Genomic DNA, 23,021 nt, shown 5'->3' on the forward strand with positions numbered 1-23,021 from the left:
GCGGCCCATCCTCCCCCACCGGGCGGTCCGGAACCGAGTCAGGTCAGGGTGATCGAGTCGCCGGTGACCGTGATCTGCTTCGGCGGGAGGGGTTTCGGCGCCGGCCCGTCGACCACGGAACCGTCGGCGATCGCGTACTTGCTGCCGTGGCAGTCACAGTTGATGGTGCCGTTCTCGACCGACGCGACCGGGCATTGCAGATGGGTGCAGATCGAACTGAACGCCTTGAACGTGCCCTGGGTCGGCTGCGTGACCACGACCTGGTTCGGGGCGAAGATCTTTCCGCCGCCGACCGGGATGTCCGCGGTCTTCCCGAGGACGGCGTTGGCGGGCGCCGAGGCCGCCGGCGTGTTCTTGGGTTCGCCGTACTTGGCGCAGCCGGCGACAGTGACGCCGAGTACGGCAGCAAGGACGGTGCGGCGAGCGGGTTCGTCCATGGCTCGTCCCTTCACCGGATGACTCCGAATGTGTTGAAGAACCAGAGCGACGAGGTCAGCCACAGTCCGACCAGGCCGGTGAACACGGCGCCGCCCACGACGGGCAGCAGCCAGGACGGCGCGTCCGTACGACTCAGTGTGAGCATCTTCGCGACGAATGCGCCGTAGAAGAAGCAGCCGAGGAGTGAATGGATCAGTACGCGCGGTTCGCCGTACTGGAAGCCCAATGCATAGAGGCAGTGGGCGACCACGGGGAGCGTGACCGCAACCGCGGCGCGACCCGACCAGCGGTGCACTGGGCCGACCCAGGCTCGGCCGGACAAGCCGCGGAAATGTCCGAACAGGGCCATCGCCGTCACGACCTGCAGCAGGCCGAGCACGAGCGCGAGGGTCGCCAGCCAGGCCTTCACCGACTGGAAGCTCGAGAACCCGGCGATGTTGATCGCGACACCGGTGGGATCGTGGACCCGGCCGTAGACGCCCAGAGCGACGGCGACAAGGGCACCGACCGAGAGGGGGATTGCGACCCTGCTCACGTGGTGGACCTGCACCGTGGTCATAGCACTCCTCAGAAGGTCTCGTCGCCGTTGATCGACCGCGCCGGGGTCGGTACGCCGGTGGCGAAACCAGTGGACGGATCGAGTTGCGGGGCCGGAGCGGGTGAGCCGTCGTTGTCGACGCCGACCTGGCTGCCGTCCGGCAGGACGATCCATCCGATGGTCCGGCTGCTGCCCGACGATCGGTAGAGGCCGGCCGGCGGCCCGGCCAGGTCGACTGCGAACTGCAGGGTGCGGCCGTCGAGCGTGAGCGATCCGGTCGCGGTGTTCGCATCGACTGTGGCTACCAGCTGTTCACCGGTGCGGGATCGCAGGGCGATCTGGCCGTCGGCGACCGTTCCGGTCAGCCAGGCCTCCAGGCGGCGGCCGTCGCAGACGTAGGCGACGGCCTGCTCGCCCTTCACCGCGATGGCGATAGTCGCCTCACGCTCAGTTGTCTTGCCTACGTAGACAACTGTGAGGTGCTGGGGGGTTGTCTGGGTGGCTGACGGCGGCGTGGGCTCGGTGGTCGGCGTCTCCGTCGTTGGTGGCTCTGTGGTCGGCGGCTCCGTGGTCGGCTCGGTGGTCGGCGGGGCCGTCGTTTGGGTCGCGGACGCGGTGTCCGTGGCGGTCGGCGTACCCGTCTGGGTGCTGTTCACCAGGAGCAGGGCGACGAGGCCCACGGCCGTGGCCGCGAGCGTCACCAACGGACTACGTTGCCCCATCTCGTGTCCCCCCGGAGCGCGTTGAGACGAGGATCCCGCCCAGCGCGCAACCGGTCAACGCCTGAGGTCAGAGCACCTTCAGGCCGTACATCTCCCCCAGCGGGTCGGCGATCAGCTCGATCCGCGCGCCATCGGGGTCCCGGAAGTAGATCGACGTACCGCTCTCCTCCATGTACTCCACGCCGGCCTCGTCGAGGTTCTTCTTCAGCTGCTGCCACTTGGCCGGCTCCACCGAGATCGCCATGTGGTGCAGTCCGCCCAGGACTTCGGCGTACGGACCGAGGTCGAGGCCCGGAAAGTCGAAGAACGCGAGCAGGTTGCCGTTGCCGATGTCGAAGAAGAAGTGGTTGGAGCCCTCGTAGTCCCGGTTCCCGACGATCTCGGTCAGCGGGAACTCGAGGACGCCCTGGTAGAACTTGACGGTGCGCTCGACGTCCGCGCACAGCAGCGCGGTGTGGTGCAGCCCGCGCGCGGAACTGGTCCCACCCGGTTTCAGGTACGTCGTTCTGATCCGGTCACGCTCGGCCTCGATCGCGGGCAGGTCGATATCGGTCATGGGTCCCCTCAGATCCGGAAGAACAGGTTCAGATAGCGATCGGCGACAGCCCGATCGCCCCGGATCGTACCGGCGTTGCTCCGGCCGAACGCGGTCAGGACGAAACTGCCCGGGTCGAACTCGAGCACGGTCGGCAGACCGGTCGCATCACCGGGCTCGTAGTCCATACCGTCCTCGCCGACCTGCACACGGGTGTCCCCCGCGTTCGGGCCGCTGGTGATCCGGATCCCGAGCTCGCACGGGTCCTTCGCGCCGGTGGTGTACTTCCACAGCACGAACATGAACGGCACCAGCAGGTCCGCGGCGTCGCCCGACAGCCCGTGCGCCCGCCCGGTCCCCTGCCGGATGTCCCAGGAGTGGACGCCGTAGTCCATCAACTGGAACGCGGGGAAGAAGAACGACGGCAGCGGCCCCATGTAGAAGTGCGGGACGTTGAACCCCGTCCACTCCTCCGGGCCCAGCGCGTCGAAGATCCCCATCATCTTGTCGAAGTCCACCCGCAGCCGGTCGACCAGTTCGGCCCGCGGCACGTTCCGCAGCGCGAGCGCCTGCTTGTCCACCCGCTCCGCCATCCCCGGCAGCCCGTACGCCGGTGGCACGTCCTCGCCACCCCGGGCCGCGTCGAAGGCCACGAAGTACGCCTCGGTCGTGTCCGTGATGTGCGCCACCACGTCCCGCACCTGCCAGTGCCCCGCCCCGGTCGGCGCCTCCCAGACGTCGTCGGAGTCCACCATCTCGAAGAACCGCCCGGCCTCCGCCCGGACCACCCCGAGGATCGTCTCCTTACCCTCGAAGGACATGCCGTTCCACCCGCTCACGCCCGCTCACCTCCCACCCGAGGACAACCACTTGAATTTCAAATTACGCCCCCACCACGCCGGCGTCACCACCCCAACCACCCGATGTGAATTCCACCCCTGGAGTTTGCTACTGTTCTCCGGTCGGCACCGCTGAGGCGGTCAGACCACTCGTCCGGGTGGCGGAATAGGCAGACGCGCTAGCTTGAGGTGCTAGTGCCCTTCGCGGGGCGTGGGGGTTCAAGTCCCCCCTCGGACACGCAGGCTAACCACACGCGGAGTTGGATTGATGGAAACATCAGCCACCCGCGTTTTGTGGTTGTAGGACACTTCCAGGGCCAGGGCGCCGTACAACTCAGCCAGGTCCGCTCGATCGGCCTGATCCAGCACCGCCTTCACAGCGCCCAGCTCCTGCACCATCGCACGGACGTCCACCGCACTCAGCCGCTCGGCCGGCTCCAACGCCTCCAGCCCCGCCAGCGCAGCCTTCTTCTCCGCCGTGGCAGCGTTGTATTGACTCGTCAATGCCTCGGGATCCCAGCCGGCCTCCAGAGCACGTTGAAGCCGCGTCATCGTCGCATCCGCGCCCGGGATCCTTCAACGCCCTCAACAGCCGGCTGGCCTCCTGACGCCGCTCCCAGGGCAATGACCGCAACTGGCCGATGTCGAAGAAGTCCTCGACGATCACCCCACCCAGCGGCCCCACAAACCGCTCCGCCTCCCCACCTGCCACGCGTTCGACGTCCTCGGATCCTGGTTGTCCTCCGTCGAACACCGCCCGTAGAACGCCAGCCGCCTGATCCCCTCCCCCGACACCGGCGTCTCAGCCAGCGCCTCATCCCCGACAAGTCATCCAGCGTCGACCACTCGTCGACCTCATCGCCGCTCAAGACGCCTCTCCTCCATCGCGGAAGCGTCGTCGGTCCCGCGCTCCACCTTCGCCAGCCGTACAACAATCCGGCACAGCACACGAGCCGCCTGTGGACAAAGCACCGGCACCACCACAGTTATCCACAGATCCGGGTTCCGGCTCGGCTCTTCTCGTTCGCTCGGGGACCGCCCAACCGTCATATCCGCTCAACGCCACCCAGCCGGCACGGTGCCCAACCATTCGCGTCGCTGACCATCGGAGTCCGAAAGCATGCGGTCCGCGACGACCCTTGCCGGGCCCTCACCGCGGCCGCATCGTGGGAAGCATGGACGTCAACGCGGCCGCCGTCGAGCTGTACGGGCTCACACCCGAGCAGTTCATTGCTGCCCGCAACGACCTCGCCAAGACAGCGACCGCCGCCGGCGACCCGCAGACCAGCGCGGCCGTCAAGGGACTCCGGAAGCCGACACTCGCCGCCTGGCTCGCCAACCAGCTGGTGCGAGCCGATCCCGACGGCATCAACAACCTCACCGAACTCGGCGAGGAACTACGCCAGGCCCACCTCACAGCCGACGGAACTCGCCTACGCCGACTGACTCCCCGCCGCCACGCTCTCGTCGCAGAACTGGTCAAGACCGCTCGGGCACACGCTCAGGAACTAGGCCATCCGGTGAGCGAACAGATCGCCCAGAAGCTCACAGAAACCCTCGACGCAGCCCTGATCGACCCCGGCGCCGCGCAAATCCTCCGCACCGGACACCTGACCAGCGCGCTGCGCCACGTCGGCTTCGGAGTCGTCGACGAAACCGGCCAACCAGCCCAGCTCGCGCCCCTCAAACCCAGAGTCGTACGCAGCGCCCGCCCAAAGCCGCCGGCGAAGCGGGTGGCACGGCGGGCGCGCTCGACCAGCACAGCCGACGATGCCCTGAACAGGCGCCGCGCAGAACTCGAGTCCCGCGCGCAGGAGGCAGAGGCTGACTACGCCCACGCCGAGTCCGAACGGGCGCAGGCCGAGGCAGAACTCGACGCACACGACCACCTCAAATCCGACCTCAAGGCGACCATCGAGCGCCTCACCGAGGAACTCGAGCACGCCCGCCAACAGCTCCGCGACGCCGAACGCCGCACCAGGCGCCTCCAACTCGAACGCGACCGCACCACCCGCAACGCAGCCGCCGCTCAGCGCCGCCGCGACACCAACCAGCAGCGCCTGGCGAACCTCGAAGGCTGATGGTAGCCATAAGACCGAGTAGAACATATGTTCGAACCCAAGCTATCGTGGACCCACGCTTGGTCGGTTCACGGTGCGCCCGTCCGACGACGGATCGACAGATTCGGCGTCTGGGACGGAGCGGTCAACGGCGAGTGGCTTGGCCGCGTCCGCGACAAGGACGGCCGGGTCACCTGGATCCCGGTACCGACTTTCGTCCTGCTGCCAGATAGGAGTGTCGGGTAGCACTTGAGTCACCGCGTCGATCGAGAAGCTGCGCATCCGTGCTGGCCTCGCCGCTCACCAAGGCACGTTGGCGGTCTTCTAGTCCGTTGGTCGCAGGTTCGAGTCCTGCCGGGCGCTCTAACTAATCCCGCTGGTCAGAGGCCGGTCTACCGACAAGCGCCTTCGCCACTACTGCTCCGCGTGGGGCTATCTGTGGTGCGAAGTGGGCGTGACATGGGTCAATTGGACCATCACCGGCCGGGTCTGACGACGCGCTCATGCCCGGCGGGTCTCAGTAGCGTGGTGGCATGAGCGCAGATGGGCGGACGCGGGCGTGGCGGTTTCGGCATGTCGCCACGCGGTACCTGAATCCTGTGTTGCGACATGTCGCGGGACGACTGCCGGGGTTCGGGATCGTGACTTACCGCGGACGGCGCAGCGGGCGGATCTACAGCACACCGCTGAACGTGTTCCGGCGAGACGACAAGTACGTCTTCTTTCTGACGTACGGGTCCGAGGCGCAGTGGGTGAAGAACATCCTCGCGGCCGGTTCGTGCTCGCTGAAGACCCGTGGCCAGGTCGTGCATCTGGTTGACCCCGAGCTGGTCACCGACCCCGAACTCCGCCCGGCACCGTTCCCGGTCCGGCTCATCGAACGCCGTGTCGCCGGAGTCACGCAGTACCTGACGATGCGGCCGGCGCCGAGCATCTGAGCGTGCCCTGCCAGGTACGGGAGCCCCGCTCCGATCCGAAGCACTACCCCGAAGCCGCCAACCACTCCGCGGCGACGGGCGCGTGAGGGGTCACAGAACGGCGATCGGGTTGATCGGCGACCCGGTCGCGGTCGGCAGCCGCAGCGGCGCGATGACGCACAGGAAGGTCCAGCGCGCCGTTTCCTCGCATATCCGCGCGAGGTCATCGAACTGGAGGTAGTCCAGCAGCATCACGCCGAGCGCGTGGACGGCAAGGACGTGGACGGGAAAGGCCACCCCTTCGGTCAGGCTCGGCGCGGTGTCATTGTTCCCATCACCGCCCAGAACCGCGATCTGCCGCTCGGCCAGCAGCGCCATCACCTCCGGGTGCAGCCCGGCCCGGACCGCGGCCGCATCCCAGGGCCCGCGCACTTCCCGCCGCTGCCGGTGACCCACCCGCACCAGCAGAATGTCGCCACGGCGGACGTGGACGCCTTGGTCGCGCTCCGCGGACAGCAGGTCGTCGACGGTCACGTGGTCGCCGGGGTCCAGCCAGGCCACCCCGCGAGACCGTGGTACATCGAGGAGCACCCCGCGGCCGACGATCCCGTCGGCGGCCACTCCGACGGACAGCTCGGTCGCGCCGCTCTCGGTGATGGTGTCCGCGGGCACCCCGTTGTACAGCTCGCCGTCGAAGATCACGTGGCACAGGGCGTCGAGGTGGCTGTCGGCGTTGCCGTGAATGTTCATCTCGATCCGGTCCATGCCGAACGCGACACCTCGGCCGGCCTCCGCGGCCGGTGGCCCTTTCATCTGGTGCCGGGCGGGTTCGGGGTCGTCAGGCGTCACCCGTCCCTCCACCGGTGCGGCGAGCGACACCGCGCGACCCAGCCTGACTTCACCTGCGCCGGCCACGGTTCCGGCGGAAGTGAGATAGTTCAACGCCCCTCGCCGGTCGTCCGGCCCCCAAGGCCGCTGGTTGCGCAGTTGCTCGTACAACGAACGGAACTCCGCCTCGGTCATCCGGCCCGGCGGGAGTCTGGCCTCCCCGGTGCCCGTAGGTCCCCTACCGGTCATGTCGTCAGCCTCCCCGTTTTGCGCGCCTGTGGGTAGCCCGTCGCCAGATGGCCTCTGCACCAGCGAGTCCGGCGATCGCACGGCCACCCAGAGCAGGCGCCGAACGACGCCGACGTCAAGCCCCCTCGGCCACTACGCGGTCGGGCCACGCCCGAGCCCCGACCCCGACGCCTCACTCGGCACGGCCCAACCCGGCCAAGAAGCAGAAACAGTCAAGCACCCCTGACCGGCCCCACTCCTTCAGGGATGACCTGGGGGTTTGGGTGGAGCCACCTGTCGGAATCAAACCGACGACCTTCTCATTACAAGGAGGAACGACAACGCCTCATGCGGCTCTCGACCAGCGACTTCAGTTACATTCGCGACCGCACCACGCCCCGGGGATCTCCATGAATGACACCATTTCGCACCACGAACAGCACCACGGCCGTGGGAGACACGGTCGGCGGCGCGGACTGCTCACGGCAACGTATGCGGCTCCCCTGATCTCCGGAAACGCCTCGTCCAATGTGATCCGACAGCAGGTTGATGTGGGGCGTCAGCGGTCCTTGTCGCTCGAGGATCCTCGGTGAGGCCTCGTGTTCGCTGACGTCGTGCGGCGTCTCGTCGGTGACCGATGAGCGGGTCGTCTTGGTGGTCCGGGCGGTGGCCCAGCGCGGGCGCGGCCCACGATCTACGCCAACGTCCGCTGGGGGTTGCTTCCGCCAGTGTGCTCGTCGATCCAGGTCTCGGTCGTCACGGTCCCACAGACGACGACGTGATTACCCTTCGCCAAACGACTCCACGACGTTCTCCGCCAGGATCTGGAGCGACGCGGGGCGACTGGGCTCGGGATCGACATCGCCAGGCGGTGCGCCGAGGCGAGCGGAGGGCGGGTCGACACGGTCGTGAGACCTCGAGTGGCCGCGTAGAGAGGTCGCTGGGTGGCAGACAGCGGTGACGACCCCGGCGTCCTCTCAGCCTGGTATCAACAGAAACTTGAGCTCGACTTGACGTCTTCTTGGGGTCGACCTGACCGCTCGGGCGGGACCTTGGTCGCATGACTGGCACAGGAGATCACTCCGACGGCGGCCGGGAGCGTGCCGCCGACGCGTCCCACGCTGCCTGCCGCCGCCGGCGCAGGTGGCTTCGCCGGTCGGCCGCGGCCGCGGCCGGTGTCACAGTCACCGGTGTGGCCGGCACCGGTCTGATCGTGCTGGGGTTGGACCAGGGCCCGCCGCCTTCTGGCTCCCAGGCAGGGGTCACCGCCACGCGCGGGGCTGACGACCAGCCGAACGCCGATTCGTCGCCGGCCACGATGCCGACGCCGGACTCCACATCCAACCAGCCGGTCTGCCCGCCGCCACAGGTGGCGACCGGACCAACGCCGGACCGAACCCGCACCGACCGGCCGGCTCAACCTCGCCACGACGGCGATCGTGACAGCGATGAGGGCGACGAGGATGGCGAGGACGCCGGCGCGCGCGACGCCGGTTACCGCGCGGCACCGACCAGCGTGGCGCGCGACCCTGTGGCGGCGATGCCATCGGTACCATCCGCACCGTCCGCGTGCCTGTCGCCGGCTCCGACCCAGGGCGGTCGATCCCAGCAGCCTTCCACGTCGCAGCCTCAGGTTCCGAACAACACCTCCGGGCTCGGTGGCGTCGGGCGCAACCAGCAGCCACCGGCAGGCAGGAGTAACGGATCATGACCGCGACCAGCAGGTGGTCGGACTGGAGTTGCACGGTCAGGCTGACCGTTGACGACCAGGCCGCGCTCGCCGCCACCTGTCGCGATCTGCGCGACCTGATGGGCCCGGTTGACCGCACGGGCAGCCGATTTCGGCCGGATTCCGATCTGTCCAAGGGCAACCGGAATGCCGGGATGCTGGTACCGGTCTCACGGTTGCCGACCCGGCTGGTCGGCACCGACGGCATGATCCGCGAACTCGGCGGCTGGTCGTCGGAACGGCGGGCCGCCTGATGACGTTGTGGCACCTGGCCCGCGCGGCCGGTGCGATGGCGCTGGTCTGCTTGAGCTTGTCGACCGTGCTCGGTGCGCTCGCACCGGCTGTGCAAGGCGCCGGCATGCGGTTCGGGCTCGGCTACGTTCACCGCGGGGCCGCGGTGACCGGTCTCGTGCTGATCGCCGCTCACCTTACCGCGGTGATCTCCGACAGTTACGTCGACATCAGGCCGAGCGCGCTGCTGTGGCCGCTCGGCTCCGGCTACCGCCCGGTCGCGGTGCTGGTCGGCGCGCTGGCGTTGTACGCGTTCGTGGTCGTGACCGTGGTCGGCGCGGCCCGGGGCCGGCTGGCGACGTCCCCCGTGTTCAGCCGGCGCTGGAGGCTGGTGCACGGCATTGCGTACGCCGGGTGGGCGCTGTCCATCGTGCACGGCCTCCTGGCCGGCACCGACCGCGGCTCCAGCTGGATGCTCGGACTCGACCTGGCCTGCCTGGCGGCCGTCGCGGTCGCAGTCACCATCCGGCTAAAGGCCGGCGCGGATCACCGCCGGTACCCGCTGACCGTCGCACGAGCGCGTGCGGGCCGAGATCCTAGGGAGTCAGCGATGACAGCGATCGCAGAACTGCGCCGTCCGGATCCCAGTGTGGACCATCGGTAGGCCGAGACTGCCGACCTGCTCGGACCGCAACGGACGGCTGCGATGGCCCTGCATCATGACCTGCACGGCCCGCTGCCGCAGATCGGCCGTGCTGCCCGCAGAACCTGACCGACGCCTCGGGCTTCGCGGCCGCGGCGACGCCGGCCTCCGGGTGTCGCGAAGCCCGCTGTGGGACCGCGTGGACGACCGTACGCGAAGTCAGCGCCGGGGCATCGCCGGGTTGAACCCATCCGCTTGGCCGTACCGAATGCACCGTCGGCCCGGGAAGATGAGAGCCGTCCAGGTGGATCGGCCCCCCTGAATTGCGGTCGAGGCTAGGGGGTGACGACGAAGGGTCGCATCATGTCGTTGTCCTCGTGCTCGACGATGTGGCAGTGGTGGACGTACTTCTGCGGTGTGGTGAGGCCTGCCGGGATGTCGAACTTGGCGCGGATGATCGTCACCTGGCCCGGGTTGGCGCGGACGGTGTCTTTGAATCCGCGCTCGCTGGGGTCGGCGGGCAGCATTGGTCCGGTATAGAAGGGACTTGGGTCGATGCCGCCGGATCCGCCCGGCCCACTCGGGGCGGCGGCCAGGTAGGCGGCGACGTTGAACGGGAACCGGGCCACGACCTGGAAGCCGACCAGGTGCGTGTGCATCGGGTGCGTGTCGCCGGTGAGGTTGATGTAGTACCAGTCCTCGATATCGCCGGCTGCAGGGGTCTCGGTGACCGGCGCGTCGGGATCCATGAAGCCGGACCCGTTCAGCGTCAGACGCCAGGCGGCGGTGTCCACGTTGACCTCGTTGAGGGTGATGAAGCGGCGTTTGCTCGCTGGTGGCGCCGGCAGATCCGCCTTGCGGCCGCCGACGAGCGCGGTCGGGATCGTGGGGACGACGGGTGTGCCCGCGGCGACCCGGATCTGCATCACCTGTCCCAGTGCCGGGGCCGGGGTCACGGCCGGTCTCGGCGGGTTGGTGTTCTTGACGACGAGTGTCTGTCCGGCCATGGCGCTGAAGTCGACCAGCACGTCGGCCCGCTCGCCGGGTGCCATGATCAGCGCCTTGATCGGTACCGGTGTGTCGAACATGCCCACCTCGGCGCCGATCTGCCACGTCCTCGCGCCGCCGAAGTTCATGTCCAGGATCCGCGAGTTGCAGCCGTTGATGAACCGGAACCGGTACAGCCGTGGCTGGACGTCGAGGAACGGCCAGACCATCCCGTTGACGAGCATGACGTCGCCGAAGTACTCGCCGATCCACGTCACGCCCGGGATCGGGCTGGTCGGGTACAGGAATGTGCCGTTCGCGTTGAACTGGCGGTCCTGCACCACGAGTGGGATCTCGAAGGGGCCTGACGGGAGCCCGTTCGCGTTGTCCGCGCCGCCCGTGTCGAACTGGTCGTAGATCAGGTAGGCGCCTGCGAGGCCGGCGAACACGTTCAGTCGGGTCGTCCCGAGCCCGTGATCGTGGAACCAGATCAGGCTCGCGGGCTGGTTGTTCGGATAGTGCGCGCTCTGGGTCTCGCCGGGGCGGTACAGGCCCGGCGTCGCGGCGGGGTTGCCGTCGCTGTCGCCCGAGACCACGCCGCCGTGTAGGTGGGTCAGGACGCGCACCTCGTTGCCGAACGGCGTCAATCGCGTGTCGACCGGGACCCAGACCGGATACGTTGCCGGCAGTTGGTGGGTGTAGCTGACGTCGATCGCGGCGCCGGTGCGCGCCACGATCGCCATCCCGATCGAGCCGACCTGCCCACCGAGGCCACTGCCGTCGTCATAGGCCCACAACGGCGTCGCCGGTAGCTGCGGGTGCAGCTGGCGACTGATCTCGCGCTGCGTGAACGCATACGTGTTCAGCGCTCCCGGCGACGCCACCACGATCCCGTTGCCAGGCACCGGCAGACGCGTCACGTACTTGGTGAGCTTGCCGCCCATCGCGGCCATCGCCGGGCTCGGGAGCGCCGACGGTGCGGCGAGCACGACGCCAGCCCCTACCCCATATTGAAGAAACCGCCTCCGTGTCAACTCAGACATTTCGGCCTCCCCTTCCACGCCACTTTCTTGAGAGATGTCATCCATGCCATTTGCTAAACCCGCGCCGGACAAGTCCTGACTCGGAGGTAAATCGGCCGCCAAGAAGCCACAGGACACGTACGGAGGCGGCGGCGCGCGCGGGAAAACAGTGGCGGGTCTCGAGCGCCACTCCTGCACGAGCTACGGCGGCCGCGACCAGGAACGTCGAAACCGGCTCGCGATGGTGGCAGGAGCATCACCGTTTGGCCGCGGGGTATGAATCGCCAGGTACGGGATTCCGGGATACGTCGACGGTATGCGCCCTGGTGGACCTTCGGTGGTGTGCATGCTCAGCCTTTGACAGCCTGTACCAAGAAGGCGCGGCCGTGGCGGTCGACGACCAGGGTTCGCTCCCCTCCCCCGGGATGGTCGTCGATCACCCTGTGACATGTCCCCTCCGTGGGGCCGCCAGGCCCTCAACCGACTCCCTCGCCGATGGGCCGGAATCCTGTCATTGCACAATGACACCGGCGGCGGAACTTGGGGCGAAAGTCCTCAGGAAAACCGACATTCGGCACTACCGCTGGAGGGCCGCCGAGTTTCTGCCCACTGGTTGAGTGACGGGATCATTGCAGCCGAGGAATCGGACGGATGGCAGCAACAGGCTCCGCAAAGGGAAATTGGAATACATGCGCAGTCAGGGACAGCACGATCGTCGATCCTGTCCAACTGCCCCTGCTTACCCAGCACGCGGACCACCCTCACCGACCAGGTGCACGCCCGCCGCGCGCCGCGTCTGATCGACAATCTTCCAAGCCAACAGCTGCGCGGCCCCACTGTCCTTCACTACGCGGGCGACGGTGAGCCGACCGTCTACCTGTGAGTCGATGACGTGACAGCGCATGTCGTCGCGGCCGGAGGCACTGTGGAGGAGTTCGTCGGCGACGGGTGGCGGCCCTCCGGAGAACGCAGAGAACAGATTGACTTGACCGAGCGGCGGATGCTGAATCGCCCGGGGTTTCGTGGAGACTCGGTTACTTGGATCCGACCTTGGTGAGGACGGGTGTTTCACGGTAGTGCCTGGTCGTGATGTCGGATCGGTGATTGGCATCGAACTCGGCCGGCGGGACGAGCCCGATCTCGCGGTGAAGGCGTCGATGGTTGAACCAGTCGATGTACTCGGCGACGGCGATTCCGACGTCGGCCACGTTCTTCCAGCCGCCGTTCGGACGGGTGACCGGGTTGCGGATCAGTTCGGCCTTGAACAGCGCGTTGAACGCCTCGGCCAGCGCGTTGTCGTAGCTGTCGCGCTTGCTGCCGACACTTGCGACGGCGTCGGCCTCGGCCAGTCGCTCGGTGTAGCGGACAAAGCGGGGCAACTCCACCTCGTACAAGCCCAGAGCCACCGTCGAGCGGCCATCCACCGGGGCGCAGCACGAACGGCTGCTTCAGCTTCTTGCCTCATTTGCCGACCTCGTCGGTCTCTACCACTCGTAGAAGGTGTCGACCGGGATCAGCGCCCGCTGCGACTTGAATGCGCGCCGGTAGGCCGACCAGCTTCGGGAGTTCCAGGCCGTTCAGCAGGCACATCTCCAAACCTTGCTGACACACCAGCCCAGAGCCCTCAGTTGACAGAGTTCGGTGACGGAGAACGTCCCGTTCGACTCGAAGGGGGCTCCCGCCCGGCATGCCGGGCTCGCCATGCAGCTGCCACCGCCATGACGGGCAGTGGCCAGGCTCATCCGTGCATCTCGCTCAACGTGGGTTACCGGGTCCGTACCAGGAAGTCCTCGAAAGAATTCCGGAGGCGGTGTCGGATCCGGCCAAAGGTGTTCGTAGCAGGGGTGAGCGGCCGCCCACGAGGGCGCCACACATCACAGGAGATGACACCATGTTCGGAACACCGTTGACGCCAGACTCGATCAAGGCGGAGACGGCGTACCGGCTGGAGCGGACCAAGCGTGCGTTCCGGTCGGCGCAGAGGCCCCCGGAGCAGGCCGGCCCGGCCCCAGCCGCGAAGGGCTCGCCGGCCCACCGCCGCGGCATGACCGGCTCGAACGCCGTCCCTGATCCGCCGCCCGAGATGAGGGACGGCGTTCTCACGTCCTGGGGTGCTGGTACAGGAACGTGTCACCAGCACCCCCTATTGCCGTCGCTTCCTCCGAGCCCGAAGCCACGAACGTGCTCTGGTGAGGACGACTCCGCATATCACGTAGGTGAAGAACACAGCAAAGCCGATCGCCTGCAGCAGCGAACTTCCGATCGAGTCTCCTGAGAACCACCCCAGGCAGAAGCCGATCAGTGCACCTAGTGGAGCACCGACCCGGACCAACGGGTCTCTGCCAGGAGGATTGTCAAAGGCAACCAAGAGCATGCGCACTCTTCTCGCTCTCTTCCTTCCACACGCGCTGCGTTACCTGACCCTGCGCCGGAAACACTAAACGTTCGCAGTCGGCATCGAGCAACCGCAACTCGCGCACTGCTGCGACTGTATCGGGTCGTGTCAGCCTTCAGCGGAGAGCGACTCCAGCAGCTCGGGGCCATTGTGCTTCACGTTGTTCACGGCCGGCCTTCTACACCGCGTACATGTCGAGGCTGTCGTCGACCGGTGGAGCCATCAGATCGCCGAGCTGGTCGACGTCGTGGTTGCGGGGATCGAGTCAATCAGCCCACCCGTCAGGGGTGATCGCCACGGGGCATGCGGTCGTGGATCCGGCCGAGTCACGGGGTATACCCGGAGATCAGGTCGGCGAGCTGCTCCGGGAGGCCTGGGGAAAAGTAGACGTGGCCCATGCCAGGGACGACATGCAGGTGTGCACCCGGGATGGCGGCGGCCAGAGCCTCGCCGTGGGCCAGCGTGAAGATCGGGTCCTGGTCACCGTGGACGATCGTGGTCGGGGCGGTGATCGTCGACAAGGGAGTGAGCAGGTCCGGGCCCTTCTTCCGGCCGATCAGGCCATGGTGGGCAGCGGCGGACGGGACGGTGGCCCTCGCCCAGCAGCGCTGGAGCATCGCTCTGACGGCCGGTTCGTCGAAGGGGCGGACATCGCCGTTCATGACCCGGAAGGTGGCTATGTCGGTTTCCACGCCCGGCGGGGCGCCGTCCGAGTCGGCCAGGTGCTGCAGGAAACGCGGGGTCGGCGGAGGCAGGTCGTCGGGGTCGGCGGGTTGCCCGGCCAGGGCTCGTTGCCAAACCGGACCGGGATCCTGACCCATGGGGGTGGTGGAGAGCAGGGTCAGGGAGCGTACGCGGGCCGGCTCGTGCACGGCCAGCCACTGCGCGATCACGCCGCCCATCGATGCCCCGGCGACGTGGGCCGACGGCAGCTCATAGGCGTCCAGGATGGCCAGAGCGTCGGCGGCCAGGTCGGACAGGCCGTACGGATGCCGGTCGAAGTCGATGATGCTCGAGCGCCCGGTGTCGCGATGGTCGAACCGGATCACCTGCACGCCGCGAACGACGAGGCGGTTGACCAGCGCGTCGGGGAAGGTGATGCCCTGAGCCGACGCACCCGCGATCAGCAGGACGGCGGGATGATCGGGGCTTCCGGTCCGTCCGGTCCACAAGCGCAGCGGACCGGAGGTCACGAAAGTCTCGGTCATGACACGTGACAATAGGCGATCCATCGGCGTGAGCCGACGGCATTTCCACCTCTACGGGCAACTCGCGAGCAGGCGCCGCTCACCACGAGGGTTCACCGTCCAGGCGGGCTAGGGACGCTCCTCCGGCTCCGTGGTCGAGGGTGCGGACCAGCTCGATGGGGCGGCCGCACGACAGGAGTTCGATGGCCTTGGCCACATGGCTGCTCATCTGGACAGCCAAGCCGGCAACTGACACAGACCGCCACGAGATAGCCGGCGAACTGCGGAGAGACTGCCCGGTGAACGGACCTTCCCTGTGATCGCAGGCACCCCGACGAGGGGATCAGGCGCGGACTCGGCTCTGCGGCTACAACGTCGACTCCCCGGTCACAACGGAGTACGCGGGCCCCTTCAAGTTCGCCGGCATCCTCCACGGGGTGACGGTGGACGTCAGCGGCGCCCTCATCGAGGACCCCGAGTCCGAACTACGAGCCCACATGGCGAGGCGGTAGTGGGACGCCATCATGACGGGGTGTCCGGCTGTTCAGCGGCGACTTCACGGGTTGGCGGGCGGGTGAAGAGAATGACCACGCTGACGAGGAGAACCCAAGCGGGAAAGGCTAGTTGGATCCACCGGTGTTCACCGGCGGCCACAAGTAGCGCCGCTGCGACGAGATAACCGAGGATTGCCACCCACCGGGGGAAGGCTGAAGTGCGCAGACCCACGGTACTCACCGAGATGGTGAACACTGCGGCCATGCGCATGGCGTAGACGGAAATGAGCGCCTGCGTGCTGGTCTGGCCGTACGCCCAGACGTCGGCGTTGACCTCAGCTCCCGCGAGCATCGCCGTCATGCTGGACGCGTTGACGGCGCCGATGAAGAGCATGGCCAGGAAGAGAAGCCCACTGCCCAGGAAGACGGTGGAGAACAGCCGGTCCTCGACATCGCCCAGCTGATCGCGAACGACCCCGATGAACCACAGAAAGGCGATTCCGGCGAACGGCACGAGGTGGAGACTGATCTGGATCAGCCGACGTCGCGCTGCGTCGGATTCGAGCGACTGAAGGCTGTCCGCAGAGAGTGCGACGCGGACCATCGTCAACGCTGCCAGGAGCAGCACCCCAAACACGATCCCGGCGACGGCCGCTGACCGTCGAGTTCGCCAGAATCGTGCCTCCAGCCTCGGCGCGGCGTTCATCTCGGCCCTGCCCGCGCAGTCAGCAGGGAGGCTTCGTGAAGCCCATCAAGCCAAGCAGAACCACGTGACCGAACCATGTGCCCCCCGTTCGTCAAGCTACGCCGAAGCGGCCTCCAGGGGCAACGGTCCGCCGATGTCCGGCCGACGGGGAGACGGACTGCTGCTCGGCTTCGTCGTGTCCGGACTCGGCAGGGTTCTGCTGCAGTGACATCAGATCGACCGTGCGACGGACACCAGCATGCGGTTGGTGTCCGTGAGAACCACGTCCCACGCGTCCTTCAGCGCCTCGACGCACACCGTCACTGTGACGTTGTGGATCGACTCGACCCCAGTCATCGTCGTACACCGGCCGACGATCGAGATGACGGCGCCGTTCTGCGCGTACCGGCCTGAGAAGTCCATCCGCGCCTGGCCTGCGATGTTCGAGTTCGCCGGGCTGAGGCTCTTGACGGGGTTCATCCGGACAGCGCTCAGGCGGTCGGTCTCGACCAACTGCCGCGTGACCGACCGCACGGCGGTGGTCGCCGGGTAGCCGATTGGGTTCACCAAGACGATGACCACGCCGTGTTTGGTCGGGGAAGCGACGTCGACCGAGTACTTCGTTCTGCGGTCCTTGCGCCACCCACTCGCCGGGTTCACGTACACGTCGTCGTACACCTGGATGCCCTGATCGATGTCCCGCAGCGTCCGACGGCGCTCCGCCGTCGGAGTGGGCGTCGGGGTCGGTTCAGGCGTGTACGACGGCGGTGCGGTTGGCGACGGGGTTTCGCTGGATGTCACGCCGTCGGAGTACGTCGCGGTCGGCATCGGACCGCCGACGACGGCGTCACCGCTTCCGCGCGTCGTCAAGACGACGACAGTGCCGGCTACCAGTGCGAACACCAGGGTGAGCGCGCCGGCCAGCAGCCATAGGGTCTTGCGCTTGGCGGGCGGCTGGTGGGGTGGCGGGTATTGCGGTCCACCGGGATGCAGCTGGGGCGGCGGCGGACCGCCGTACTGCGGAGGCTGGCCGCCGTACTGCGGAGGCTGGCCGCCGTACTGCGGAGGCTGGGTGTACTGCGCAGGCTCGCCGTACTGCGGTGGTCGGGCGGCGTACTGCGGTAGCGGCGCAGTGTGCGGCGGCGGTGGAGCGCCGTACGGGCGGTTCGGGTCGTTCTCCGGGGTCCAGGCAGGCGGCTGGGGGTCGCTCACTGCGAAGCCTCACTAGATCGTTCACATTTTGGGCTGGACCGGTCCCCGGCACCGGCCGCCTGAGGCTATCTCAATCGACAGACATTGGCCTGCGCTTTGCAGCAACTGGCAATGCTCAGCCGTAACCGAGCTCGTGGAGGCAGGCGTCCTCGATGCCGAAGTGGTGGACGATCTCGTGCATCACGGTGATGTGCACCTCGTCGATGACGTCGTCGACCGTGTCGCAGATCCGCAGCGCCGGTCGTGATGCGGTCCCGGAGAACGCCGCCTTAGCAGTGACCGCGTTCGGTCAGCGGGATGCCCTCGTAGATCCCGAGCGTGGCCAGTGGTTGTCCCCGGCCTCCCACGGGAGTTGGACCGGACGACTGGATGCTGCGCTGCGCAATATTGGCTACCTCTTACCCCGTGGCAAGATCTCGTGATGCTACAACTCACGGATTTCATCATCGACTGCCCGGATCCGATGAAGCTGGCGGCCTTCTACGCCGCGGTGTCAGGCCGCCCCATCAAGAACAGCCACGACAAGGACAACTGGGCCGGCATCGCCTTCGGCGAGATCGAGCTGGCCTTCCAGCGGGTGGACGGCTACCGCGCCCCGCGCTGGCCCGACGACGAACACCCCAAGCAGTTCCACCTCGACTTCGAAGTGGACGAGATCGAGCCCGAACAGCGCCGCGTCGTCGAACTCGGCGCGACACTGCAGAAGGACTTCATCGGACCCGAGGGCTACGGCTGGCGGGTCTACACCGACCCGGTCGGGCATCCCTTCTGTCTGTGCCGCAACAAAGGGGTCACGTGGACCGACAAAGGGGCGGTGTTTCCCCACTAAAGAGCTCGTTTCCTCCCCTCCTGTCGACTCCATCATGACCCGACACGTCCGGGGTGCACCGCCCGCCTTCGCGGTCCCTACGAGGTTCCAGCAGTTGCGCCCCGGCCGCTTACGGGTCCGGATTCCGCTCGCCAGGAGGGACCGGAAACAGTCGGCCAGACCAGAGCGTCGACGGCCCGCCATCTGGCAGGAACAGGAGTCCCGTGACTTCCGGATCTGCAGCGACGACCACGATGGCGCGTTCTGGGCGACTGGGCATCGACGCAGTACAAGTTCCCCGCACTGGCCCGCTGGATCGAGGTATGTCGGCGCCGCGGCCAGATCCCCACGGCCGAGAACTACTGGCAACACGTCCAAGTCAACCCCGACGACCAGTTCACCGAAACATTGATGATCTCGTTCACTCCGTCGGCGGCGAGTTGGTGGATCGGGGTCCGACCGACCTCGACTACCGCTACGTACTCCGCAGCGAGTCGTCAGCATCGCGCAGCATCCGCAGAAGGCCCGGTGAATATGCAGCGCGGCGGGACCACGACCTAACCAGCAGCGAGCGGGAGTCGGCCTCGACCGAAACGAGGCCGACTCCCCGAGCATCGAGCGAAGCTGGCCCGGTTCGCAGCCTCGGGCATCGAGCCCTCACCAGGGAGCTACGGCCCTCCAACTCCCTCTGAACAGCCGCACCAGCCCGCCAGGTGGCGCGGGAAACAGATCCAGCCGCCGGCGACCAGGAACCCGTCGGACTACGCAGCGACTCGGCGTCTCCTGGGCGGGCGCGTGCGGTCACTGCACGGCCGTTGGTTGGCCAAGCTCTCATGCCGGTAGGTGGGTGCGGAACCAATCGCGAGCCAGTTCGGCGACCCGTTCGAGTGCGCCGGGCTCGGAGAAGAGGTGGGTAGCACCGGCCACTACCTCGAGCTGGTTGACACACCGTAGCTTCCGTTGCGACTCACGATTGAGCTCGAGTACGTCGGTGTCCCGCTCGCCGACGATCAGCAGGGTCGGCGCCGTCACGTGGGGCAGGCGTTCTCCGGCCAGATCGACCCGGCCTCCGCGGGAGACCACAGCGCTCACGTCGTCGGAGCCGCCGCCCGCCGACCACACCGCGGCGGCTCCTCCGGTACTGGCGCCGAAGTACCCGACCGCGAGATCGCCGACTCCGTTCCTTCCGAGGGCCCAGTCGTGCGCCGATGTCAATCGCTCGGCCAGCAAGGGGATGTCGAAGACGTTCCTCCGATCGGACGCCTCCTCGCTCGACAACAGATCGAACAACAAGGTGGCGAGGCCTGCCCTGTTGAGGACGTGGGCGACGTACTGGTTCCGAGGACTGTGACGGCTGCTGTCACTGCCGTGCGCGAAGATCACCAGGCCGTTCGCCGGTGAGGGCACGACCAAGTCGCCGGGGAGGGTCCCGCCCGGGATGTCGATGGTCACCCGCCGACTCGTCACGATCGCTGCTGCGGTCCAGATCCGTCGGGAGAGGGCCGGCCGGCCGGGTGCTCCACTAGTGCGACTACCCGGGAGGTGATGAAGCGGGCGGTCCGGACCGGCGTACCAGAGCGGGTGACCTCGACGACCTCGGTCAGGTTCCGGGTCGTGTTGATCTCCACCCGGCGGCCGGCCTTCGTCGCGGTGATCTCGTACGTCGACACGCCGCTGCCCGTGTCAACGACGATTTCAACCCGGTCACCTTTCATGCCGCACCTCCATTGCCCACCACGCGGCGTGCGACCGCGACACATCCACTTTGCGCTTGTCGGCGCGCATTCAGATTTTCGGGGTGCGGCGCGATGCCGAGCAACCAGGCAAGGAACAGGCAGAGCGGCCACCGCCCCGGCTGCTGCCGCAGCCACCGCTGCAACCAGTGGCCCATTTTCGGCGTCCGCGCCGGTCGCGTTCGCGGCGGCGGCGGCGCGGGATCGCCACTGTCCCCTTCCGTCTCGCTCGGGCACAGTGAAGCTGCACCCCCGAATCCAGCGTGCCCGTGCGGACAATGACTGTCTACTACCGGCGACTTCGGTCTCGGCCCGACCGCCGTGCAGGTCGGGGCAGTTCCGTAAACCATCGAGAGGAAGAACGTCGACTGACCAGCCAGGCCTCGGCCACGTCGATCGTCAATGCATATTGACGTTGGTAACAGCTGTCCGCGACACCCTCCTGCCGAACAACGGCAGCAAGGTGTACTGCGGCAAGTGGAGCGCGGCGACGAGGTCCGCAGGCGTCCAGGTCAAATGGATGCGGGTTGCCACTGAGGGAGGGTCACTGTGACGAGGACGTCGTTCCACACCGACTCGCCGTGGCGGCTCTCGCTGCGAAATCGCACTTGGGCGCCTTCGGCCCGGTCGTAGTTCGACGTCCACAGCGACAGTGAGTGGTGGGTGCGGTCAGGGCTGACGGCTGTGATGGCGCTGCCGAAGGGAGGCGCCGATCAGTCCGGCGGCGGGGCCGGCGGCGAGCAGGATCGCCAGCGAAGCGTAGCCATAGTTCAGGGCTGCGGCCGTGGCGATCCCCGCGACCAGGAGCGGCCCGCCGGCGTCGCCGAGCTCGCGACCGAGTTCGGCGGTCCCCATGGTTTGACCAAGTCGTTCTGGCGGCGTCGATGCTGCCAGGGCAGCGAACCCCAACGGGGTGATCATGCCCGTGCCGACGCCGATCAGCACCGCCGCGAGGAGGACACCGACCAGGCCGGTCAGAGTCGCACACGCCAACCCGGCCGCCGCGAGTACCAGGCCGGTGCCGATGCCGGTCCGCGCGCTCAGGCGCCCGGTGTCCAGAGCCCTGCCGGCGCGGGGCTGGACCAGCGCCGCTGTGGCGGCCAGCACCGACACTGCGGCACCGGTCGCGACCGGCCCCAGACCCGCCGCCGCGCCAGTCACCGGGAGGAAACCGACACCCACCGACAGAGCCGCGGTCGCACCAGCCAAAGCGGCCGTCGGCCGCAGGAACAGTGGATCGGTGACCCGGCGAGCCAGGTCCAGCACCGTCTGCCGGGTCCGCGGTAGCGGCGGCACAACAGGCACGGCCACCAGGGCCCAGGCAGCCACCGCCAGGCCGAGCGCCGTCATCACCGCGAACAGCAGCCGGAGCCCACCGAGCCACACCAAGGCGCCGCCGAGCAGCGGGCCGAGGGTGTAGCCGATGGTCTTGTAGAAGCCGTAGCTGCCGAACGCCCGGCCATGCTTGGCGGCTGGGTTCAGCCTGGCGACCAGCGCCGAGGCCGCCGGTGAGAACGCCGACGCCGCGGCACCCTGGCCAAGGCGCGCTGCCCACAGCCAGCCGGGGCTATCGGCGATCACGTACAGCGCAGACGCCAGCGCGAAGCCGACCAGCCCGGCCAGCAGCACCGGACGCGCGCCGATCCGGTCGGCGATGGTGCCGAACACCGGCTTCAGCAGCACCTCGGCACCGTCGTACAGGGCAAGCAGGGCTCCGAGCGTCAGCAGCGATGTGACCGCATCCCCGGAGAACCCACCGAGGTTCGCTGCGACCGCATGCGCACCGAATGCCGTGGTGAACCCGGCCGCATAGAGCGGCCACATCCACCCGCCCGGTGCTGCAGCCGTGGAAGTCGTCGGCCTGGTCATCCTTGGCCGCTATGGCGCGAGGAGTTGTGGGAGGTTGCGTGCGGTGAGGGCGACGCGGGTGAGGCTGGCTGGAATTGCGCATGCCATCGTCCAGGTTGGCGACGGCGCGGCGGCGACCAGCGCGATGAGCATGCTCAGGTCGAGCAGGATCAGCCCGAGGCCGGCGGGTGCGGCGCGGCGCATCGTCGACGGATCATTGCTTCTGACAACTGTTACGAGCGTCGCCACAACGGCGAGGAGAATGACTCCGAAGGAGATGGCGGCGGCGAGTGGGATGTGCCATGTCCAGACCTTGCTGCTGATCAAGGTGGATCCCCACAGGACGGCGAACGCTGGGCTCGTTGCCAGTAATGCGAATGCGGTACGTCGCCCAGCGGATTGGCGGGCAAAGGCCGACGTGACCTGAGCCGGCCGGCCGAACTCCTCGATCGCAGCGGCGACCGCAGCCGCGGGCGCCAGGCCGCGCCGGAGGTAGTCGTCGACTGTCTCCTCCAGACCGTCCGCCAACTCCTCGACCGCGTCGGGTGGCAGTCGCCGGGCGAGCGCGGCCAGGTAGCCATCGATCAGGTCGCGGTCGGCCATGGCTCCGGCTCCAGCAGCCTGGTGACAGTCTGTGCGAACTCGCGCCAATTGGCCCGCTCCCCCGCGAGCTTGCGCCGGCCGTCTGGGGTGAGTTGGTAGCTGCGGCGCCGCCGGCCGTCCACCACTGACCATGATCCGCTGATCAGTCCTGCTCGTTCGAGGCGGTGGAGCGCGGGATAGACGGTGCCGGTGGGCAGGTCGAAGCGGCCGTCGCTGCCGTCCCGTAGCGCTTCCTTGATCGCATAGCCGTGTCGCGGTCCATCACCCAAGGTGGCGAGCAGAAGTACGTCGAGATGACCCTTCAGCACTTGCGCGTCCACCCTCATAGGTAGCTATGCT

Annotated in this window: 24 protein-coding genes, 1 tRNA gene and 1 pseudogene; 6 read left to right on the forward strand and 20 right to left on the reverse strand. The window is 67.7% G+C overall.

What is annotated here, in order from left to right; genetic code table 11:
- Positions 1–38: 38 nt before the first annotated feature.
- From ACZ6O0_RS02595 to ACZ6O0_RS02615, 5 genes are all read right to left on the reverse strand, one after another.
- Positions 39–437, reverse strand: coding sequence for a Rieske (2Fe-2S) protein (locus tag ACZ6O0_RS02595; protein WP_465763048.1), 399 nt, complete (start codon positions 435–437; stop codon positions 39–41).
- 11 nt (positions 438–448) lie between these two features.
- A complete protein-coding gene (locus ACZ6O0_RS02600; RefSeq protein WP_465763049.1) occupies positions 449–997 on the reverse strand; it encodes a DUF6529 family protein in 549 nt (182 codons plus the stop codon).
- An 8-nt stretch (positions 998–1,005) separates the two neighbouring features.
- A complete protein-coding gene (locus ACZ6O0_RS02605; protein WP_465763050.1) occupies positions 1,006–1,698 on the reverse strand; it encodes a hypothetical protein in 693 nt (230 codons plus the stop codon).
- 67 nt (positions 1,699–1,765) lie between these two features.
- The gene (locus ACZ6O0_RS02610; protein WP_465763051.1) at positions 1,766–2,254 is read right to left on the reverse strand and encodes a VOC family protein; all 489 of its coding nucleotides are present in this window, start codon (positions 2,252–2,254) and stop codon (positions 1,766–1,768) included.
- 8 nt (positions 2,255–2,262) lie between these two features.
- A complete protein-coding gene (locus ACZ6O0_RS02615) occupies positions 2,263–3,072 on the reverse strand; it encodes a maleylpyruvate isomerase family mycothiol-dependent enzyme (RefSeq protein WP_465763052.1) in 810 nt (269 codons plus the stop codon).
- 152 nt (positions 3,073–3,224) lie between these two features.
- Here ACZ6O0_RS02615 and ACZ6O0_RS02620 point away from each other — a divergent pair.
- A tRNA-Leu gene (locus tag ACZ6O0_RS02620) sits at positions 3,225–3,310 on the forward strand.
- Here ACZ6O0_RS02620 and ACZ6O0_RS02625 read toward each other — a convergent pair.
- The gene (locus ACZ6O0_RS02625; RefSeq protein ID WP_465763053.1) at positions 3,292–3,624 is read right to left on the reverse strand and encodes a hypothetical protein; all 333 of its coding nucleotides are present in this window, start codon (positions 3,622–3,624) and stop codon (positions 3,292–3,294) included. The two genes, ACZ6O0_RS02620 and ACZ6O0_RS02625, sit on opposite strands and share 19 nt — an antisense overlap.
- A gap of 623 nt (positions 3,625–4,247) precedes the next feature.
- Here ACZ6O0_RS02625 and ACZ6O0_RS02630 point away from each other — a divergent pair.
- Both ACZ6O0_RS02630 and ACZ6O0_RS02635 read left to right on the forward strand, forming a co-directional pair.
- Complete coding sequence (locus tag ACZ6O0_RS02630; RefSeq protein WP_465763054.1) at positions 4,248–5,153, forward strand: hypothetical protein; 906 nt, start codon at positions 4,248–4,250, stop codon at positions 5,151–5,153.
- Positions 5,154–5,665: 512 nt separating this feature from the next.
- Positions 5,666–6,070: a nitroreductase family deazaflavin-dependent oxidoreductase gene (locus ACZ6O0_RS02635; protein ID WP_465763055.1), complete on the forward strand. Its 405-nt coding sequence runs from the start codon at positions 5,666–5,668 to the stop codon at positions 6,068–6,070.
- Positions 6,071–6,160: 90 nt separating this feature from the next.
- On the opposite strand, the gene ACZ6O0_RS02640 is transcribed toward ACZ6O0_RS02635, so the two are convergent.
- On the reverse strand, positions 6,161–7,072 hold the full coding sequence (locus ACZ6O0_RS02640) for a cyclase family protein (RefSeq protein ID WP_465763056.1): 912 nt from the start codon (positions 7,070–7,072) through the stop codon (positions 6,161–6,163).
- Positions 7,073–8,182: 1,110 nt separating this feature from the next.
- Positions 8,183–8,509, reverse strand: coding sequence for a hypothetical protein (locus tag ACZ6O0_RS02645; protein WP_465763057.1), 327 nt, complete (start codon positions 8,507–8,509; stop codon positions 8,183–8,185).
- Between the two features lie 303 nt (positions 8,510–8,812).
- On the opposite strand from ACZ6O0_RS02645, the gene ACZ6O0_RS02650 reads away from it, so the two are divergent.
- A complete protein-coding gene (locus ACZ6O0_RS02650; protein ID WP_465763058.1) occupies positions 8,813–9,088 on the forward strand; it encodes a hypothetical protein in 276 nt (91 codons plus the stop codon).
- Entirely contained in the window at positions 9,088–9,729 is a 642-nt protein-coding gene (locus ACZ6O0_RS02655) for a ferric reductase (protein ID WP_465763059.1), read from the forward strand. The genes ACZ6O0_RS02650 and ACZ6O0_RS02655 overlap by 1 nt, the downstream gene beginning before the upstream one ends.
- Positions 9,730–10,043: 314 nt before the next feature.
- Here ACZ6O0_RS02655 and ACZ6O0_RS02660 read toward each other — a convergent pair whose 3' ends face one another.
- From ACZ6O0_RS02660 to ACZ6O0_RS02690, 7 genes and pseudogenes are all read right to left on the reverse strand, one after another.
- Positions 10,044–11,783 (reverse strand): multicopper oxidase family protein, encoded by a 1,740-nt coding sequence (locus ACZ6O0_RS02660; protein ID WP_465764053.1) that lies wholly within the window; start codon positions 11,781–11,783, stop codon positions 10,044–10,046.
- A gap of 968 nt (positions 11,784–12,751) precedes the next feature.
- A pseudogene (locus ACZ6O0_RS02665) lies at positions 12,752–13,084 on the reverse strand (integrase core domain-containing protein); the annotation flags it as partial.
- Between the two features lie 1,354 nt (positions 13,085–14,438).
- Positions 14,439–15,320, reverse strand: a complete 882-nt coding sequence (locus ACZ6O0_RS02670; protein WP_465763060.1) for an alpha/beta fold hydrolase — start codon at positions 15,318–15,320, stop codon at positions 14,439–14,441.
- A gap of 79 nt (positions 15,321–15,399) precedes the next feature.
- The gene (locus ACZ6O0_RS02675; RefSeq protein WP_465763061.1) at positions 15,400–15,528 is read right to left on the reverse strand and encodes a hypothetical protein; all 129 of its coding nucleotides are present in this window, start codon (positions 15,526–15,528) and stop codon (positions 15,400–15,402) included.
- A gap of 293 nt (positions 15,529–15,821) precedes the next feature.
- The gene (locus ACZ6O0_RS02680) at positions 15,822–16,421 is read right to left on the reverse strand and encodes a hypothetical protein (RefSeq protein WP_465763062.1); all 600 of its coding nucleotides are present in this window, start codon (positions 16,419–16,421) and stop codon (positions 15,822–15,824) included.
- Positions 16,422–16,709: 288 nt separating this feature from the next.
- Positions 16,710–17,690: a hypothetical protein gene (locus ACZ6O0_RS02685; RefSeq protein ID WP_465763063.1), complete on the reverse strand. Its 981-nt coding sequence runs from the start codon at positions 17,688–17,690 to the stop codon at positions 16,710–16,712.
- Between the two features lie 115 nt (positions 17,691–17,805).
- A complete protein-coding gene (locus tag ACZ6O0_RS02690) occupies positions 17,806–17,886 on the reverse strand; it encodes a metallopeptidase family protein (RefSeq protein ID WP_465764054.1) in 81 nt (26 codons plus the stop codon).
- A gap of 225 nt (positions 17,887–18,111) precedes the next feature.
- Between ACZ6O0_RS02690 and ACZ6O0_RS02695 the strand changes: the two genes are divergently transcribed.
- Positions 18,112–18,519 carry a VOC family protein gene (locus ACZ6O0_RS02695; protein ID WP_465763064.1) on the forward strand — a complete coding sequence of 136 codons (408 nt, stop codon included), beginning with the start codon at positions 18,112–18,114 and terminating at the stop codon, positions 18,517–18,519.
- Between the two features lie 810 nt (positions 18,520–19,329).
- On the opposite strand, the gene ACZ6O0_RS02700 is transcribed toward ACZ6O0_RS02695, so the two are convergent.
- From ACZ6O0_RS02700 to ACZ6O0_RS02720, 5 genes are all read right to left on the reverse strand, one after another.
- Complete coding sequence (locus ACZ6O0_RS02700; protein WP_465763065.1) at positions 19,330–19,965, reverse strand: dienelactone hydrolase family protein; 636 nt, start codon at positions 19,963–19,965, stop codon at positions 19,330–19,332.
- On the reverse strand, positions 19,962–20,213 hold the full coding sequence (locus ACZ6O0_RS02705; RefSeq protein ID WP_465763066.1) for a hypothetical protein: 252 nt from the start codon (positions 20,211–20,213) through the stop codon (positions 19,962–19,964). The genes ACZ6O0_RS02700 and ACZ6O0_RS02705 overlap by 4 nt, the downstream gene beginning before the upstream one ends.
- Before the next feature lie 687 nt (positions 20,214–20,900).
- The gene (locus tag ACZ6O0_RS02710; protein ID WP_465763067.1) at positions 20,901–22,055 is read right to left on the reverse strand and encodes an MFS transporter; all 1,155 of its coding nucleotides are present in this window, start codon (positions 22,053–22,055) and stop codon (positions 20,901–20,903) included.
- A gap of 54 nt (positions 22,056–22,109) precedes the next feature.
- Positions 22,110–22,682, reverse strand: coding sequence for a permease prefix domain 1-containing protein (locus tag ACZ6O0_RS02715; RefSeq protein ID WP_465763068.1), 573 nt, complete (start codon positions 22,680–22,682; stop codon positions 22,110–22,112).
- On the reverse strand, positions 22,664–23,008 hold the full coding sequence (locus ACZ6O0_RS02720; protein ID WP_465763069.1) for a PadR family transcriptional regulator: 345 nt from the start codon (positions 23,006–23,008) through the stop codon (positions 22,664–22,666). The genes ACZ6O0_RS02715 and ACZ6O0_RS02720 overlap by 19 nt, the downstream gene beginning before the upstream one ends.
- Positions 23,009–23,021 lie beyond the last annotated feature (13 nt).

The sequence above is a fragment of the Kribbella sp. NPDC048837 genome (assembly GCF_055586945.1).

Coding starts and splice junctions, on each gene's coding strand:
- ACZ6O0_RS02595 (WP_465763048.1), bottom strand. CDS start 437: ATGGACGAACCCGCTCGCCGCACCGTCCTTGCTGCCGTACTCGGCGTC.
- ACZ6O0_RS02600 (WP_465763049.1), bottom strand. CDS start 997: ATGACCACGGTGCAGGTCCACCACGTGAGCAGGGTCGCAATCCCCCTC.
- ACZ6O0_RS02605 (WP_465763050.1), bottom strand. CDS start 1,698: ATGGGGCAACGTAGTCCGTTGGTGACGCTCGCGGCCACGGCCGTGGGC.
- ACZ6O0_RS02610 (WP_465763051.1), bottom strand. CDS start 2,254: ATGACCGATATCGACCTGCCCGCGATCGAGGCCGAGCGTGACCGGATC.
- ACZ6O0_RS02625 (WP_465763053.1), bottom strand. CDS start 3,624: ATGACGCGGCTTCAACGTGCTCTGGAGGCCGGCTGGGATCCCGAGGCA.
- ACZ6O0_RS02630 (WP_465763054.1), top strand. CDS start 4,248: ATGGACGTCAACGCGGCCGCCGTCGAGCTGTACGGGCTCACACCCGAG.
- ACZ6O0_RS02635 (WP_465763055.1), top strand. CDS start 5,666: ATGAGCGCAGATGGGCGGACGCGGGCGTGGCGGTTTCGGCATGTCGCC.
- ACZ6O0_RS02640 (WP_465763056.1), bottom strand. CDS start 7,072: ATGACCGAGGCGGAGTTCCGTTCGTTGTACGAGCAACTGCGCAACCAG.
- ACZ6O0_RS02650 (WP_465763058.1), top strand. CDS start 8,813: ATGACCGCGACCAGCAGGTGGTCGGACTGGAGTTGCACGGTCAGGCTG.
- ACZ6O0_RS02655 (WP_465763059.1), top strand. CDS start 9,088: ATGACGTTGTGGCACCTGGCCCGCGCGGCCGGTGCGATGGCGCTGGTC.
- ACZ6O0_RS02660 (WP_465764053.1), bottom strand. CDS start 11,783: ATGGATGACATCTCTCAAGAAAGTGGCGTGGAAGGGGAGGCCGAAATG.
- ACZ6O0_RS02670 (WP_465763060.1), bottom strand. CDS start 15,320: ATGACCGAGACTTTCGTGACCTCCGGTCCGCTGCGCTTGTGGACCGGA.
- ACZ6O0_RS02675 (WP_465763061.1), bottom strand. CDS start 15,528: ATGAGCAGCCATGTGGCCAAGGCCATCGAACTCCTGTCGTGCGGCCGC.
- ACZ6O0_RS02695 (WP_465763064.1), top strand. CDS start 18,112: ATGCTACAACTCACGGATTTCATCATCGACTGCCCGGATCCGATGAAG.
- ACZ6O0_RS02705 (WP_465763066.1), bottom strand. CDS start 20,213: ATGAAAGGTGACCGGGTTGAAATCGTCGTTGACACGGGCAGCGGCGTG.
- ACZ6O0_RS02710 (WP_465763067.1), bottom strand. CDS start 22,055: ATGTGGCCGCTCTATGCGGCCGGGTTCACCACGGCATTCGGTGCGCAT.
- ACZ6O0_RS02715 (WP_465763068.1), bottom strand. CDS start 22,682: ATGGCCGACCGCGACCTGATCGATGGCTACCTGGCCGCGCTCGCCCGG.
- ACZ6O0_RS02720 (WP_465763069.1), bottom strand. CDS start 23,008: ATGAGGGTGGACGCGCAAGTGCTGAAGGGTCATCTCGACGTACTTCTG.